The sequence below is a fragment of the Rhodococcus sp. P14 genome (genome assembly GCF_000256505.1).
Classification (GTDB): Bacteria; Actinomycetota; Actinomycetes; order Mycobacteriales; family Mycobacteriaceae; genus Rhodococcus; species Rhodococcus ruber.
Genome location: NZ_AJFC01000130.1, coordinates 1 through 13306 on the forward strand (window position 1 = coordinate 1; position 13306 = coordinate 13306).

At 71.4% G+C, this 13306-nt stretch carries 13 protein-coding genes; 10 read left to right on the plus strand and 3 right to left on the minus strand.

All coding sequences use genetic code 11. From position 1 onward, the window contains the following. Positions 1 to 98: 98 nt before the first annotated feature. Both OEY_RS0109815 and OEY_RS0109820 read right to left on the minus strand, forming a co-directional pair. The gene (locus OEY_RS0109815; RefSeq protein WP_003938908.1) at positions 99 to 761 is read right to left on the minus strand and encodes a CoA transferase subunit B; all 663 of its coding nucleotides are present in this window, start codon (positions 759 to 761) and stop codon (positions 99 to 101) included. Continuing rightward, positions 758 to 1525, minus strand: a complete 768-nt coding sequence (locus OEY_RS0109820; RefSeq protein WP_010593713.1) for a CoA transferase subunit A — start codon at positions 1523 to 1525, stop codon at positions 758 to 760. Before OEY_RS0109820 ends, OEY_RS0109815 begins: the two co-directional genes overlap by 4 nt. 200 nt (positions 1526 to 1725) lie before the next feature. On the opposite strand from OEY_RS0109820, the gene OEY_RS0109825 reads away from it, so the two are divergent. Continuing rightward, positions 1726 to 2508, plus strand: a complete 783-nt coding sequence (locus tag OEY_RS0109825) for an IclR family transcriptional regulator (RefSeq protein WP_026138139.1) — start codon at positions 1726 to 1728, stop codon at positions 2506 to 2508. Here the strand turns inward: OEY_RS0109825 and OEY_RS28250 are convergent. Further along, positions 2505 to 3536, minus strand: coding sequence for a phosphotransferase family protein (locus tag OEY_RS28250; RefSeq protein ID WP_010593715.1), 1032 nt, complete (start codon positions 3534 to 3536; stop codon positions 2505 to 2507). The genes OEY_RS0109825 and OEY_RS28250 overlap by 4 nt on opposite strands. Before the next feature lie 153 nt (positions 3537 to 3689). On the opposite strand from OEY_RS28250, the gene OEY_RS0109840 reads away from it, so the two are divergent. The 9 genes from OEY_RS0109840 to OEY_RS0109880 all read left to right on the plus strand — a co-directional run bounded on the left by OEY_RS0109840 (position 3690) and on the right by OEY_RS0109880 (position 13297). Next, complete coding sequence (locus tag OEY_RS0109840; RefSeq protein WP_010593716.1) at positions 3690 to 4499, plus strand: alpha/beta fold hydrolase; 810 nt, start codon at positions 3690 to 3692, stop codon at positions 4497 to 4499. Beyond that, positions 4499 to 5761 (plus strand): SpoIIE family protein phosphatase, encoded by a 1263-nt coding sequence (locus OEY_RS0109845; RefSeq protein WP_010593717.1) that lies wholly within the window; start codon positions 4499 to 4501, stop codon positions 5759 to 5761. The genes OEY_RS0109840 and OEY_RS0109845 overlap by 1 nt, the downstream gene beginning before the upstream one ends. Before the next feature lie 132 nt (positions 5762 to 5893). Beyond that, positions 5894 to 6733 (plus strand): enoyl-CoA hydratase-related protein, encoded by an 840-nt coding sequence (locus OEY_RS0109850; protein ID WP_010593718.1) that lies wholly within the window; start codon positions 5894 to 5896, stop codon positions 6731 to 6733. Next, the gene (locus OEY_RS0109855; protein ID WP_010593719.1) at positions 6720 to 7754 is read left to right on the plus strand and encodes a phosphotransferase family protein; all 1035 of its coding nucleotides are present in this window, start codon (positions 6720 to 6722) and stop codon (positions 7752 to 7754) included. The genes OEY_RS0109850 and OEY_RS0109855 overlap by 14 nt, the downstream gene beginning before the upstream one ends. A gap of 32 nt (positions 7755 to 7786) precedes the next feature. Further along, the gene (locus tag OEY_RS0109860; RefSeq protein ID WP_010593720.1) at positions 7787 to 8980 is read left to right on the plus strand and encodes an acyl-CoA dehydrogenase family protein; all 1194 of its coding nucleotides are present in this window, start codon (positions 7787 to 7789) and stop codon (positions 8978 to 8980) included. Beyond that, positions 8977 to 10074 (plus strand): acyl-CoA dehydrogenase family protein, encoded by a 1098-nt coding sequence (locus OEY_RS0109865; RefSeq protein WP_010593721.1) that lies wholly within the window; start codon positions 8977 to 8979, stop codon positions 10072 to 10074. The genes OEY_RS0109860 and OEY_RS0109865 overlap by 4 nt, the downstream gene beginning before the upstream one ends. A 46-nt stretch (positions 10075 to 10120) precedes the next feature. Then, positions 10121 to 11779 (plus strand): AMP-binding protein, encoded by a 1659-nt coding sequence (locus OEY_RS0109870; protein WP_010593722.1) that lies wholly within the window; start codon positions 10121 to 10123, stop codon positions 11777 to 11779. 16 nt (positions 11780 to 11795) lie between these two features. Further along, positions 11796 to 12647: an acyl-CoA thioesterase gene (locus tag OEY_RS0109875; protein WP_010593723.1), complete on the plus strand. Its 852-nt coding sequence runs from the start codon at positions 11796 to 11798 to the stop codon at positions 12645 to 12647. After that, positions 12644 to 13297, plus strand: coding sequence for an HAD family hydrolase (locus OEY_RS0109880; protein WP_010593724.1), 654 nt, complete (start codon positions 12644 to 12646; stop codon positions 13295 to 13297). The genes OEY_RS0109875 and OEY_RS0109880 overlap by 4 nt, the downstream gene beginning before the upstream one ends. The last annotated feature ends 9 nt before the right edge of the window (positions 13298 to 13306 follow it).

The window sequence follows — 13306 nt, forward strand, 5'->3', positions numbered from 1 at the left end:
AGACGCCCCATCGGGGTCCGGGCTCCGGCGACGATGACAGAACTGGTCACGATGGCTTCTCCGATCCTGTTGGCGAGCAGTGGTATTCGACTACGTTCTCAGACGAGCTCGTCGATGCGGACCTCGAGCGGCGCCGCGGTGGCCGCGAGGACCTCGTCGACGGTGACGCCGGGAGCGAGTTCGCGCAGCGCGAGGGTCCCGTCACCCACGACGTCGATCACCGCGAGATCGGTGATGATCCGGTCGACGACACCCTGACCGGTCAGGGGCAGCGAGCAGGTGTCGACGATCTTCGAATTGCCCTCGCGGTCGGTGTGTTCCATGACCACGATGACGCGGCTGGCACCGTGCACCAGGTCCATGGCGCCGCCCATGCCCTTGACCATCTTGCCGGGGACCATCCAGTTGGCCAGGTCACCCGTGCGGGAGACCTGCATGCCGCCGAGCACGGCGGTGTCGATGTGCCCGCCGCGGATCATCCCGAACGACAGTGCCGAATCGAAGAAGGCCGCACCGGGATTGACGGTCACCGTCTCCTTGCCCGCGTTGATCAGGTCCGGGTCGACGTTCTCCTCGGTGGGGTAGGGGCCGGTGCCGAGGATGCCGTTCTCCGAGTGCAGCGTCACGTGCACGTCCGGCGGGAGATGGCCGGGGATGAGCGTCGGCAGTCCGATGCCGAGATTGACGTACTCGCCGTCGATCATCTCCTCGGCCGCGCGGGCCGCCATCTGATCTCGGGTCCATCCTTTGGTGCCGGTCATCGTGCCGCCCCTTCCGTGGCCTGAACTGTCCGCTTCTCGATCCGCTTGACCTGCGGGCCGGTTTCGACGATGCGCTGCACGAAGATTCCCGGCAGGTGCACCTGGGCGGGATCGAGTTCGCCGGGCTCGACGAGTTCCTCGACCTGCGCGACGGTGACCTTGCCGGCCATCGCGGCCAGCGGATTGAAGTTCATCGCCGTCTTGTCGAAGATCAGGTTGCCCGCGGTGTCGCCCTTGACCGCGTGCACCAGTGCGAAGTCGGCGGTGATGCCCTGCTCCATCACGTACCGCTTGTCGCCGAAGGCCCGGGTCTCCTTCGGCGGGGACGCCACGGCCACCGAGCCGTCGACGTTGTACCGCCACGGCAGTCCGCCGTCCGCGACGGGGGTGCCGACGCCCGCGGGGGTGAAGAAGGCGGGGATGCCGGCGCCGCCGGCCCGCAGCCGCTCGGCGAGGGTGCCCTGCGGGGTGAGCTCGACCTCGAGCTCACCGGCGAGGTACTGACGGGCGAACTCCTTGTTCTCGCCGACGTAGGAGGCGGTCACCCGGCGGATCTGCCGACCGTTGAGCAGCAGGCCCAGGCCGTGGTCGTCGACGCCGCAGTTGTTGGAGAACACCTCCAGGTCGCCGACGCCGGACTCGACCAGCGCGCGGATCAGGGCGTCGGGGATGCCGCACAACCCGAACCCGCCGACGGCGATCGTCGCGCCGTCGGACACGTCCGCGACGGCCGCCGCGGGCGTACCGAACACTTTCGTTCCCATCAAGACCCCTCTCGAGAATTCGGTCCGTCCGGACCCGGTGCAGGATGTGTTCACTCAATGGACGAGCTCACATCGATCGCTTACCACTACAAACGCCAGGTACCCAGATTTCAAGACCTTGTCAGAGGCCCTTTCGAGATTGCTCGCCCATCGGAACGTCGTTACGGCTGGCGTTCACTGAGTGGACGTATCCTGGGGGCATGACGGACGAGCAGAGACCTCAGGTGATCGCGCGGGTCGGAGCACTCCTGCGGGCGATCGCCGGGCACGAACCGGTCGGATCGTCGACGTCCGACCTCGCGCGGGCGACGAGCCTCGCACGGCCGACGGTGCACCGCCTGCTGACCTCGCTCGCCGACGAGGGACTCGTCGACCGCGACCCGAAGACCGGCCGATGGTCGCTGGGACCCGAGCTCTACCTCCTCGGTTCGCTGGCGGCCGGCCGGTACGACATCACCGACCTCGCCCGCGACGTCCTGCGCGACCTCGCGCGGGAGACCGGTGAGAGCGCCTTCCTGTCCGCCCGGCGCGGGGACGAGACCGTGTGCCTCGCCAGTGAGGAGGGCAGCTTTCCGCTGCGCTCCCACGTCCTGCACGTCGGCATCCGGCTGCCGCTCGGGGTCGCGTCCGCGGGCCTGGTCATCCTGTCCCATCTCTCGGACCGCGACATCGACGAGTACCTGTCCCGCACCGACCTGACCGCGGGGTGGGGACCGGACCACACCCGGCACGCGGTGGAGGAACGGATCGCCGCGACGCGCCTGGCCGGCTACTCCACCAATCCCGCCCTGCTCGTGGAGGGAAGCTGGGGGATGGGGGCTGCCGTCTTCGACCATCGGGACGCACCGGCCTGGGCGCTGAGTATCACCGGGGTCGAGAGCCGTTTCCGCGAGGATCGCCGCCCCGAACTCGGGGAACTGCTGCTTCGGCAGGCGCACCGGCTCACCCAGTTGCTGCGCCACCGCCCCCGGCGAACGGGCTAGGACCGTCCGGCGAGGGCCTCGCGGGCCATCTCGGCCAGCTGCGCCGGCCGCCGGGCGAGGGCGTCGACGTCTATGTCCTGACCGCCCATCGTCCCGGCGCGGAACCTCGCCGCCACACCCTCCGCAATGGCGGCGAGCTTCCACAGCGCGAAGGCCTGGTGGTAGCGCAGGTCGTCGAGATCGCGCCCGGTCGTGTCGGCATACCGCGCGGCGACCGTGTCGACGTCGAGGAAACCCTCGGCGGGATCGGGTGCCCAGCCGATCACGTCGGCCGAGGCCCAGGTGGCGGTGAGCCACCCGAGGTCGGCCATGACGTCGCCGACGGTCCACAGTTCCCAGTCGAGAACCGCCCGGACCTCACCGTCGGGCCCGATCAGCAGGTTGCCCGGCCGGAAGTCGCCGTGCACCAACCCGGTCCACCGTTCGGCGGGCAGGTTCCGGGCCAGGAGGTCGTGGACGTCCCACACGGGACCGGGACCGACACCGCCGTCGGCGAGCTGACGGCTCCAGCGCCGCAACTGGCGCTCGAGGTAGCTGCCGGGTCTGCGCATCTGCGCCGGCGGTCCGGTCGTGGTGTCCACCGCGTGGATCTTCGCGAGGGTGTCCACGATGCTGTAGGAGGCGGCCCGCCGGTGCTGCCGGGGGAGCGCGGCGACCGTCTCGGCATCGTCGAGGACGATGCCGTCGACATGCGTCATGACGTAGAAGTCCGCGCCCGTCACCGCGTGGTCGGTGCAGTAGCCCAGTACCGGCGGTACCGGCACCGGGCCGCCGGCGAGCAGGTCGAGGATGCGCCACTCCCGCACGACGTCGTGGGCGGAGGAGAGCAGCGTCCCGGTCGGCGGCCGGCGCAGGACCCACCGCGTCCCCGCGTCGTCACGGACCCGGTAGGTCAGATTGGACCGGCCTCCGGTGATCAGTTCGAAGTGCAGCGGCGGTGCGACCGCCGGGAGGTTCTCGACGAACCACGCGGTGACGCGCGCGGCGTCGATCCCGATCGGCTCGCTCGCGGCATTCGACTGGGCCATCGCGCTCTGCTCTCGGTGGAAAGTCGTGTGTGCGGATCCTTCATGCCTACCCGCCCCGCGCACCGATCGGTGCGTGCCGTGCCGGGCGGGCCGAAAGTTCCGGAACGCCGTCCACGGGGATGGGATCTCGGCGACCGTGCGAGTATGAGGCCCGTGAATGTCCTCACCAGAAACCACGTACGCGTCACCGGCCGGGCCGGCGCGCCCGTCGTGGTGCTGGCACACGGGTTCGGTTGCGACCAGAACCTGTGGCGACTGGTGGTGCCGGCCTTGGAACGCGACTTCACCGTGGTGCTGTTCGACCACGTGGGCGCGGGCCGATCGGATCTGTCGGCGTGGAGCGCGGAGCGGTACTCGGATCTCGACGGCTACGCCGACGACGTGCTGGCGGTGTGCCGGACGCTGGATCTCGGACCGGTCGTCTTCGTCGGGCATTCGGTGAGCGCGATGATGGGGGTGCTCGCCGCCGCGCGCGACCCCGGCGCGTTCGCCGGGCTGGTGCTGCTCGCCCCGTCGCCGTGCTTCGTCGACGATCCGTCCACCGGATATCGGGGCGGGTTCAGCGTCGCCGACATCGACGAGCTGCTCGAGTCGCTGGAGGCGAACTACCTGGGCTGGTCGGGTGCGATGGCGCCCGCCATCATGGGCAATCCGGAACGTCCCGAACTCGGCGAGGAACTGACCGCCGCCTTCTGCCGCACCGATCCGGCCATCGCCCGGGTCTTCGCCCGCGTGACCTTCCTCTCCGACAACCGGGCGGACCTGGCGAACGTGAGTGTTCCGACCGTGGTGGCCCAGTGCTCCCGCGACGCGATCGCCCCGCCGGAGGTGGGTGCGTTCGTCCACGCGCAGATTCCGGGAAGCCAGTTGGTGACGTTGGACGCCACGGGGCACTGCCCGCAGCTCAGTGCCCCGGACGAGACCGTGGCCACGATCGCCGCCTTCGCTGGTTCGGTGGGCTGATGATCCCGGCCCGGGAGACGGACGACGGCCGGAACCCGGGCGCCGGGGCGACGGCGGGCGAGGATCGCGAGATGCGCGCCGCGCTGGCCGAGGACAGCGCCGAGAGCCTGTACGAGAACGCGCCCTGCGGCTACCTGTCCACCCTGCCGGACGGGCGGATCGCGAAGATCAACGCGACTCTGCTGCAGTGGCTGGGACTCCGGCGCGACGACGTGGTGGGCCGGCGGTACTTCTCCGACCTGCTCACGGTCGGTGGCCGCCTCTACCACGAGACCCACTTCGCCCCGCTGCTGCGCATGCAGGGGGAAATCAGCGGCATCGCACTGGAATTGAGGGCGGCCGACGGCACCCGCCTGCCCGTCCTGGTCACGTCGGTGGTCCGGTACGACAGCGGCGGGCAGCCCCTGCTGATCCGCACCACCGTCTTCGACGCCCGGGAGCGCCGGGCGTACGAGACCGAACTGCTGCGCGCTCGCCGGGAGGCCGAGGACGAACGACGACGCCTGCAGCGGCTGACCCGCACCCTCCAGGCGACGTTGCTGCCACCCGACCTGCCCGAGGTGCCCGGTCTCGATGTCGCCGCGCACTACCACATCGCCTCTCCGGACGAGGTCGGCGGCGACTTCTACGACCTGTTCCCGCTCGGTGCCGGCACCTGGGGCCTGTTCCTCGGCGACGTGTGCGGTAAGGGGGCGGCCGCGGCGGTGATGACCTCCGTCGCGCGCTACACCGTGCGTGCCGCGGCCGTCTACGCCTCCGGCCCGGCGGCGGTCCTGGCCGACCTGAACACCGTCCTCGTCGATCGGTACCGCATGCACGATCCGCGGTTCTGCACCGTCGTGTTCGGGATGCTCACCCCCGACGCGTCGCCGGGTAGCTTCCGCGTCACCCTGGCGTCGGGTGGGCACCCGCCGGCTCTGTTGCTGCGCGCCGACGGCAGCGCCGACTACGTGCCCATTCCGGGTGGTCAGCTCATCGGGTTGCTGCCGCGGGCCCACATCGCCAGCGCCGTCGTCCGGCTGGATCCCGGGGACACCCTGGTGCTCTACACCGACGGTCTCACCGAGGCCCGCACCGCTCCGGGCGCCGACGAGCGCTTCGGCGAGCAGGCTCTGCTCGACTTCGCCCGGAGGCTGGGTCCGGTCACCGCCGCGGAGGCCGTCGCCGCCGTCCGCGACCTCCTCGACACCCTCGGCACCGGGGTGGAGGACGACACGGCCGTCCTCGCCGTCCACGCGCCGCGCCGCAGCGTCGGGTCCTGACCCGGGTTCCCGGTCACACGGGGCTGCCGGAAGCGATTGACATCACACCGTCCCCGGCGCACACTATGCAAGCGCTCAGCAACTTGAATCTGACGTCAAGTTATGTGACTCCCTGCTGTGAAGGAGCACCGGATGACCGACGCACCCGCCGCGACGACCCGCGGCGTGGCCACCACCGACGACCTGGTCCTCGCCGAGCGGCGCGGACCGGTCGTCCTGCTCACCCTCAACCGGCCGGTCAAGCTCAACGCCTGGAGCAACGCCCTCGAGGACCGCTACTTCGACCTGCTCGAGCAGGCGGACGACGACCCGCAGGTCCGGGCCGTCGTCGTCACCGGCGCCGGCCGCGGATTCTGCTCCGGTGCCGACCTCGACGACCTGCGCCACGTCGCCGACGCCACGGACGACGACCTGGTGCGCCCGCGCCCGCGCGACTTCCCGCTGCGCGTCCGCAAGCCGATCGTCGCCGCGATCCGCGGCCCCGTCGCGGGACTCGGCCTGGTCGAGGCCCTCTACTGCGACGTCCGCTTCGGCGACGCGACCACCCGCTTCACCACCGCGTTCGCGCGCCGCGGACTCATCGCCGAATACGGCGTCACCTGGCTGCTGCCCCGCGTCGTCGGCCACAGCCGCGCCGCGGACCTGCTGCTGTCGAGCCGCATGATCGACGCCGGCGAGGCCCACCGGATCGGCCTGCTCGACCACCTGGTCACCACCGGCAGCGTGGTCGACGCGGCCGTCGCGTACGCGACCGACCTCGCTGTCCACTGCTCACCGCGGTCGATGGCGACGATCAAGACGCAACTGCGCGACGACGCAGACCGGTCCTACCCGGACGCCGTGGCCGGCGCGGACCGCCTGATGGTCGAAGCCTTCCGCGGTCCCGACGTCGCCGAGGGCGTCGCCAGCCACCTCGAGCGGCGCGCCCCCGAGTTCGCCGCACTGCCCGGGAGTGCCCATGCCACTGCGTGAAACCGTCGGCATCGACCCGGACGCGATCCAGCGCTGGCTGGGCGATCTCGGCATCGAGCACACCGCACCGCTGACCTTCGATCGCATCGGCCTCGGGCAGTCGAACCTGACCTACCTCGTGCAGGACGGCGACGGGCGCCGGTGGGTGCTGCGGCGACCACCGCTCGGGCATCTGCTGGCGTCCGCGCACGACGTCGCGCGCGAGGCCCGCATCCTCTCGGCACTCGAGTCCACCGACGTGCCGACACCGACCGTGTTCGGGCTCACCGACGATCCGGCGATCAGCGACGTGCCGATGGTGCTCATGGAGTACGTCGACGGACAGGTGGTGGACCGGATGTCCGTCGCCGAATCCCTGACGCCGGAGCGCCGCCGCCGGATCGGGTTGTCGCTCGCGCGGACGCTCGGCCGCATCCATGCCGTGGACCTCGACAGCACGGGCCTCGCCGCCCTGGCCCGCCCCAAACCGTATGCCGAGCGGCAGTTGCACCGCTGGGCCGGACAGTGGGAGAAGTCGAAGACCCGCGAGCTGCCCGAACTCGACGACCTGACCCGCCGGCTCCTGGCCGCGGTGCCCCCGCAGCACGAAACCACCCTGGTGCACGGCGATTTCCACCTCCGCAACGTCATCACCTCGTACGACGGCGGTGACGTCGTCGCGGCGCTGGACTGGGAGCTGTCCACCGTCGGCGACCCGCTCGCCGACGTCGGGTCGCTGTTCGCCTACTGGCCCGAGCCCGGGGAGGACACCGGCGGCGACTTCCCCGCCTCCACCCTCGAGGGCTTCCCCAGCCGCGCCGAACTCGCCGCCGTCTACCTGGACGAGACGGGCCGCGACCCGGCGGCACTGCAGTTCTGGCACGCGCTCGGATTGTGGAAGGTGGCAGTGATCGCGGAAGGCGTGATGCGTCGCGCGCTCGACGAACCGCAGAACAAGGCCGCGGCCGGCACTCCCACGATCGAACGCATCGACGCCCTGGTCCACAAGGCCCGCGAGATCGCCGACGACGCCGGCATCTGACGCCCCGACCCCTCGACACGCAGGAGACGACGATGTCCCCCGACGAGCAGACGACCGCACGCGACCTCTCCGCGCGTGTGAAGACGCTTCTGTCCGAACATGATCCGCGCACGACCCAGTCCGAGGACTTCCTCGGTGCACGATTCGACGCCGGTCTCGCCTGGGTGCACTTCCCGCCGGGCCACGGCGGTCTCGGCCTGCCGCAGAGCCATCAGGCGCAGGTCGAGGCCGAACTGGCCGCCGCCGGCGCGCCCCGGCCCGCCGCCGGCCGCAACGGCATCGGCCTGGGCATGGCCGCCCCCACCATTGCCGCCTTCGGCACCGAGGAGCAGAAGAGCCGGTTCCTGCGCCCGATCTACACCGGACAGCACATCTACTGCCAGCTGTTCAGCGAGCCCGGCGCCGGCTCCGACCTGGCCGCCGTCGCGACCCGCGCCGTCCGCGACGGTGCCGACTGGATCGTCGACGGCCAGAAGGTGTGGACCTCCGGCGCACAGAACGCGCAGATGGCGATCCTGGTGGCCCGCACCGATCCGTCCGTGCCCAAACACGCAGGGCTGACGTACTTCCTGCTCGACATGAACGATCCCGGCGTCGACGTGCGGCCGCTGCGGCAGATCACCGGTGAGGCCGAGTTCAACGAGGTGTTCCTCACCGGAGTGCGGGTACCCGATGCCGACCGGCTCGGCGACGAAGGGCAGGGCTGGCGCGTCGCCACCACCACCCTCAACAACGAACGCGTCGCGATCGGCTCCGGCGCACCCCGCGAGGGCGGCATGATCGGCAAGGTCACCGAGGCCTGGCGCGAGCGCCCCGAGGTGCGCGACCCGGCGCGGCACGACGAGCTGATGCGGCTGTGGGTCGAGGCAGAGGTGACCCGGTTGACCGGGGAACGCCTGCGTCAGCAACTCGCCGCGGGCCAGCCCGGCCCGGAGGGCTCCGGCATGAAACTCGCGTTCGCCCGGCTCGCCCAGACGATCTCCGGCTTCGAGGTGGAACTGCACGGCGAGCAGGGCCTGCGCTACGACGACTGGACCCTGCGCCGGCCCGAATCGGTGGACTTCACCGGCCGCGAACCCGGATACCGGTACCTGCGCGCCAAGGGCAACTCGATCGAGGGCGGCACGTCGGAGATCCTGCGCAACGTCGTCGCCGAGCGGGTGCTCGGGCTGCCGCCGGAACACCGTGTGGACAAGGACATTCCGTGGAAGGACATGGCGCGATGACCGACCTGCTGTACTCCGACACCGAGGACGCCCTGCGCGACAGCGTCCGTCGCATGCTCACCGAACGCTGCCCTGCGTCCGTCGTGACGACCGCGTACGACGCTGCGCCCGCTGACTTCTCGGGCGTGTGGAAGACCGTGGCCGCCGAACTCGGACTGGCCGGACTGCTGGTCCCCGAATCTCTCGGCGGCGCCGGCGCGAGCACCCGCGAGGCCGCGGTCGTCATGGAGGAGATCGGCCGGGCCGCCGCCCCGGTGCCGTATCTGTCGAGCGCGGTGCTCGCCACCGTCGCGCTGCTGCGTGCCGGCGACACCGGGACCGTGCCGGACCTGGCGGCCGGTGCCGTCACCGGCGCCCTCGCGGTCCCGCTGTCGACGGGGCCGGACGCCGCGATCACCGGGGTGCGTCGCACCGGCGACGGCCTGACCGGCCGGGTCACCAGCGTTGCCGGAGCACACGAGGCCGACGTGCTCGTCGTCCCCGTCGCGGGCGCCGACGGCCTCGAACTGCACACCGTCCGGTCGGACGCCGCCGGCGTCACCGTGACCCCCGTGCTGTCCCTGGACATGACCCGGCCGATCGCCGACATCGAGTTCACCGGGGCCGCCTCCACCCGCGTCGACGACGGCGACGCGGCAGCGGCGGTGGCCGAGGCGCTCCGGTGCGGGGCGGTGCTGCTCGCCTCCGAGCAGCTCGGGGTGGCCCAGTGGTGCCTCGAGACGACCGTCGCCTACGTCAAGGAGCGCCGCCAGTTCGGTCGCGCCGTCGGCTCGTACCAGGCGATCAAGCACCGGCTCGCCGACCTGTGGCTCGAGGTGGGCGCGGCGCAGTCGGCCGCCCGGTACGCAGCCGACGCGTACGCGCGCGGCGACGACGACACCGCGATCGCGACCGCCGTCGCCCAGTCGTACTGCAGCGACGTCGCGGTGCACGCCGCCGAGGAGTGCATCCAGTTGCACGGCGGCATCGGAATGACCTGGGAGTACCCGGCGCACCTCTACCTCAAGCGGGCCAAGGCCGATCAGCTCGCGCTCGGCGTCCCGTCCCGGCACCGGGCCCGCCTGGCCGAGCTCGTCGACCTTCCGGTTGCATGAACTCGACTGCGCTGCAACAACACACGAGAGGACAGGTGTCGCGACGATGAGCTGGTACGACGACAGGCCCTGGATGGCGCAGTACGATCCCCGCGTAGCCGAGGCCGGGCCCGTCCCTCGGCGGACCGCCCTCGAGGTGTTCGCGGACGCCGTCGCCACGGCGCCGGACGGGCCGGCGATCACGTATCTCGGTGCGACGCTGACGTATCGGGAGGTCGACGAGCTCAGCGACGGGGTGGCGGCGTACCTGCTCGCGCAGGGATTCCGCAAGGGTGACCGGCTCGCCGTGTACCTGCAGAACGTGCCGCAGTTCGTCCTCGCGCTGTTCGGTGCGTGGAAGGCCGGCGGCGCGGTGGTGCCGCTGAACCCGATGTACAAGGACGAGCTCGACCACATCCTCACCGACGCAGGCGTCGTCGCCGTCGTGTGCGGTGAACAGGCGTGGGCGGACCGGGTGGCCGAGCGGGCCACCGGGGCGGGCGTGACGATCGCGTTGACGGCGAGCGAGCTGGACCTGCAGACCTCGAACGACGAGCGGCTCTTCACCGGTGTCGAGCGCCGCCGGACCCCGGGTGTCCCCGACCTGCTCGAGGTCGCCCGCGAGTGGGCCGGCCGCCCCGTCCCCGACCCGGGCCTGGTCCCCGACGACATCGCGCTCGTCTCCTACACCTCCGGGACGAGCGGACTGCCCAAGGGCGCCACCAACACCCACGCGAACCTCACCGTCAACTGCGTTCTGCTGCGTCTGTACGACGAGATCCCGGCGGGTTCGCCGATCTTCGCGCTCGCGCCGCTGTTCCACATCACCGGGATGGTCGTGCAGCTGCTCACGGCGGTGGATCTGGCCGGTCCGCTGGTCCTGGCCTACCGCTTCGACGCCGGGGTGGTGCTCGACGTCCTGAAGCGGGAGCGGCCCGCGTTCATGGTCGGCCCGTCGACCGCGTTCATGGCGCTGCTGGCGCATCCGTCGTTCTCCTCGGACGCGTTCGAGTCGCTGCTGACCCTCAATTCCGGTGGCGCACCGCTGCCGCCGGCCATCGTCGAACGCTTCCGTGAGCGGACCGGCCTCTACATCCGCAACGGTTACGGCCTGACGGAGACCAGCGCGCCCTGCGTCGTCGTGCCCTCCGGTCGCGAGGCACCGGTGGATCCGGACTCGGGCACACTGTCCATCGGTCTGCCGCTGCCCACCGCGACGGTGCGCATCGTCGACGAGGACGGCAAGGACCTCGGACCGGGGGAGGTCGGGGAGATCGCCGTCGAGGGGCCGATGGTCGTCCCCGCCTACTGGAATCTGCCCGAGGCCACTGCCCAGTCCATTCCGGGCGGACGGTTGCTGACCGGTGACGTCGGCTTCATGGACGCACAGGGCTGGGTGTACGTCGTCGACCGCAAGAAGGACATGATCAACGCCTCCGGGTTCAAGGTCTGGCCCCGCGAGGTCGAGGACGTGCTCTACCGGCATCCGGCGGTCCGGGAGGCCGCGGTCGTCGGCGTGCCCGACTCCTACCGCGGCGAGTCGGTCGCCGCGTTCGTGAGCCTGCGCCCGGACCAGCAGGTCGACCCGGACGAACTGGTGACCTGGTGCCGCGAGCGGCTGGCCGCCTACAAGGCACCCCGGTCGGTCGAGATCCTCGACGAGCTGCCCAAGACCACCAGCGGGAAGATCCTGCGCCGCGAGATGCGCAGGGTCGCATCGTCCTGACCCGAGGAGGAGACACGTGCCGAGCATCGACGAGATCCTGCGCCTGCGCGAGATCGCCCCGGCGACGTTCCGCGCCGCCCCGGTGCCGACCGAGATGGAGCGCACGTTCGGCGGTCAGGTCGCGGGGCAGGCGCTCGCCGCGGCGGCACGGACTGTGCCGCAGGAGTTCGGCGTGCACTCGGTGCACGGCCACTTCCTGCGCCCCGGCCGGCCGCTCGAGCCCGCCGACTACCACGTGGACGCCGTGCGGGACGGCGGCAGCTTCCGCACCCGCTACGTCACCGCGGTCCAGGACGGCGAGACGGTGTTCACCCTGACCGCCTCCTTCCACCGCGGCGACGACGGGCACACCCACCAGGCGGCCATGCCGCCCACGACCGGACCGGAGGAGGTCACGGAGAACGGGCGCCCGTGGGCCGCGTGGTACGACTTCCCGGAGTGGGACGACTGGGAACGTCGCTGGCTCCCGGCGGACGAGGCCACACCCGACGCGCCGGCGCGCCGGCGGCTGTGGATCCGGCACCGCAGCCCGCTGCCCGACGACCCGGTCCTGCACGCCTGTGCCCTGACCTACTGCAGCGACATGGCGCTGCTCGACATCGCCGTCCTGCCGCATCCCGAACGCCCGATCCAGGGGGCGTCGCTCGACCACGCGGTGTGGTTCCTGCGGCCGTTCCGGGTGGACGAATGGCTGCTGTTCGATCAGGTGTCGCCGTCGTCCGATTCGGGACGCGCCCTGATCCAGGGACAGATCTTCGACACGACCGGACGACTGGTCGCCGCCGTCGCGCAGGAAGGCATGGTGCGGTTCCACACCGAGCGCGCCGCGGCCGTCGGTGCCGGACGCTCAGAAGGGCGGGATCGATGAACCGCGCCGCGCCCGAGCGCTCGGCCGTCCTCGTCGACTTCGGTGGCGTGCTCACCACGAGCGTGTTCGCCGCGTTCGAGCAGTTCGGCGCGGCACTCTGCGATCCGGGACTGCCGCTGCGGCTGCTCGGCGGCGACCCGGACTCGCGACGGCTGCTCGCCGACCACGAGTCGGGGCGCATCGACGCGGAGGAGTTCGAGCAGGGCTTCGCCGGACGGCTCCGCGCCCACGGAGCTGCCGTGACCGCGGAAGGACTCGCCGCCCGGATGCAGGCCGGGCTGCGGCGCGACGACCGGACGGTGGCCCTCCTCGACGATCTGCGGGCCGCCGGCGTGCCGGTGGCGCTGGTGTCCAACGCCTTCGGACGGGACTGCTACGCGGGCTTCGAGCTGACCGCACTCGCGGACGAGGTGGTGATCTCCGCCGAGGTCGGCATCCGTAAGCCGTCACGCCGGATCTACGCCCTCGCGTGCGAGCGCCTGGGGGTCGCCCCCGAACAGGCCGTCATGATCGACGACCTGCAGCAGAACCTCGACGGAGCGGCGCGGATCGGCATCGCCGGTGTGCTGCACACCGACGCCGACCGCACCCGCTCCGAGCTCGCCGAGCGATTCGGCTTCGTGACGGGGCAGGTGCCCGGCCAGGTGTGAGCCCCGGGC

Bases quoted from the DNA above. Each gene is read 5' to 3' on its own strand.
- OEY_RS0109815 (WP_003938908.1), bottom strand. From the start codon at position 761: ATGACCGGCACCAAAGGATGGACCCGAGATCAGATGGCGGCCCGCGCG.
- OEY_RS0109820 (WP_010593713.1), bottom strand. From the start codon at position 1,525: ATGGGAACGAAAGTGTTCGGTACGCCCGCGGCGGCCGTCGCGGACGTG.
- OEY_RS0109825 (WP_026138139.1), top strand. From the start codon at position 1,726: ATGACGGACGAGCAGAGACCTCAGGTGATCGCGCGGGTCGGAGCACTC.
- OEY_RS28250 (WP_010593715.1), bottom strand. From the start codon at position 3,536: ATGGCCCAGTCGAATGCCGCGAGCGAGCCGATCGGGATCGACGCCGCG.
- OEY_RS0109845 (WP_010593717.1), top strand. From the start codon at position 4,499: ATGATCCCGGCCCGGGAGACGGACGACGGCCGGAACCCGGGCGCCGGG.
- OEY_RS0109850 (WP_010593718.1), top strand. From the start codon at position 5,894: ATGACCGACGCACCCGCCGCGACGACCCGCGGCGTGGCCACCACCGAC.
- OEY_RS0109855 (WP_010593719.1), top strand. From the start codon at position 6,720: ATGCCACTGCGTGAAACCGTCGGCATCGACCCGGACGCGATCCAGCGC.
- OEY_RS0109860 (WP_010593720.1), top strand. From the start codon at position 7,787: ATGTCCCCCGACGAGCAGACGACCGCACGCGACCTCTCCGCGCGTGTG.
- OEY_RS0109865 (WP_010593721.1), top strand. From the start codon at position 8,977: ATGACCGACCTGCTGTACTCCGACACCGAGGACGCCCTGCGCGACAGC.
- OEY_RS0109870 (WP_010593722.1), top strand. From the start codon at position 10,121: ATGAGCTGGTACGACGACAGGCCCTGGATGGCGCAGTACGATCCCCGC.
- OEY_RS0109880 (WP_010593724.1), top strand. From the start codon at position 12,644: ATGAACCGCGCCGCGCCCGAGCGCTCGGCCGTCCTCGTCGACTTCGGT.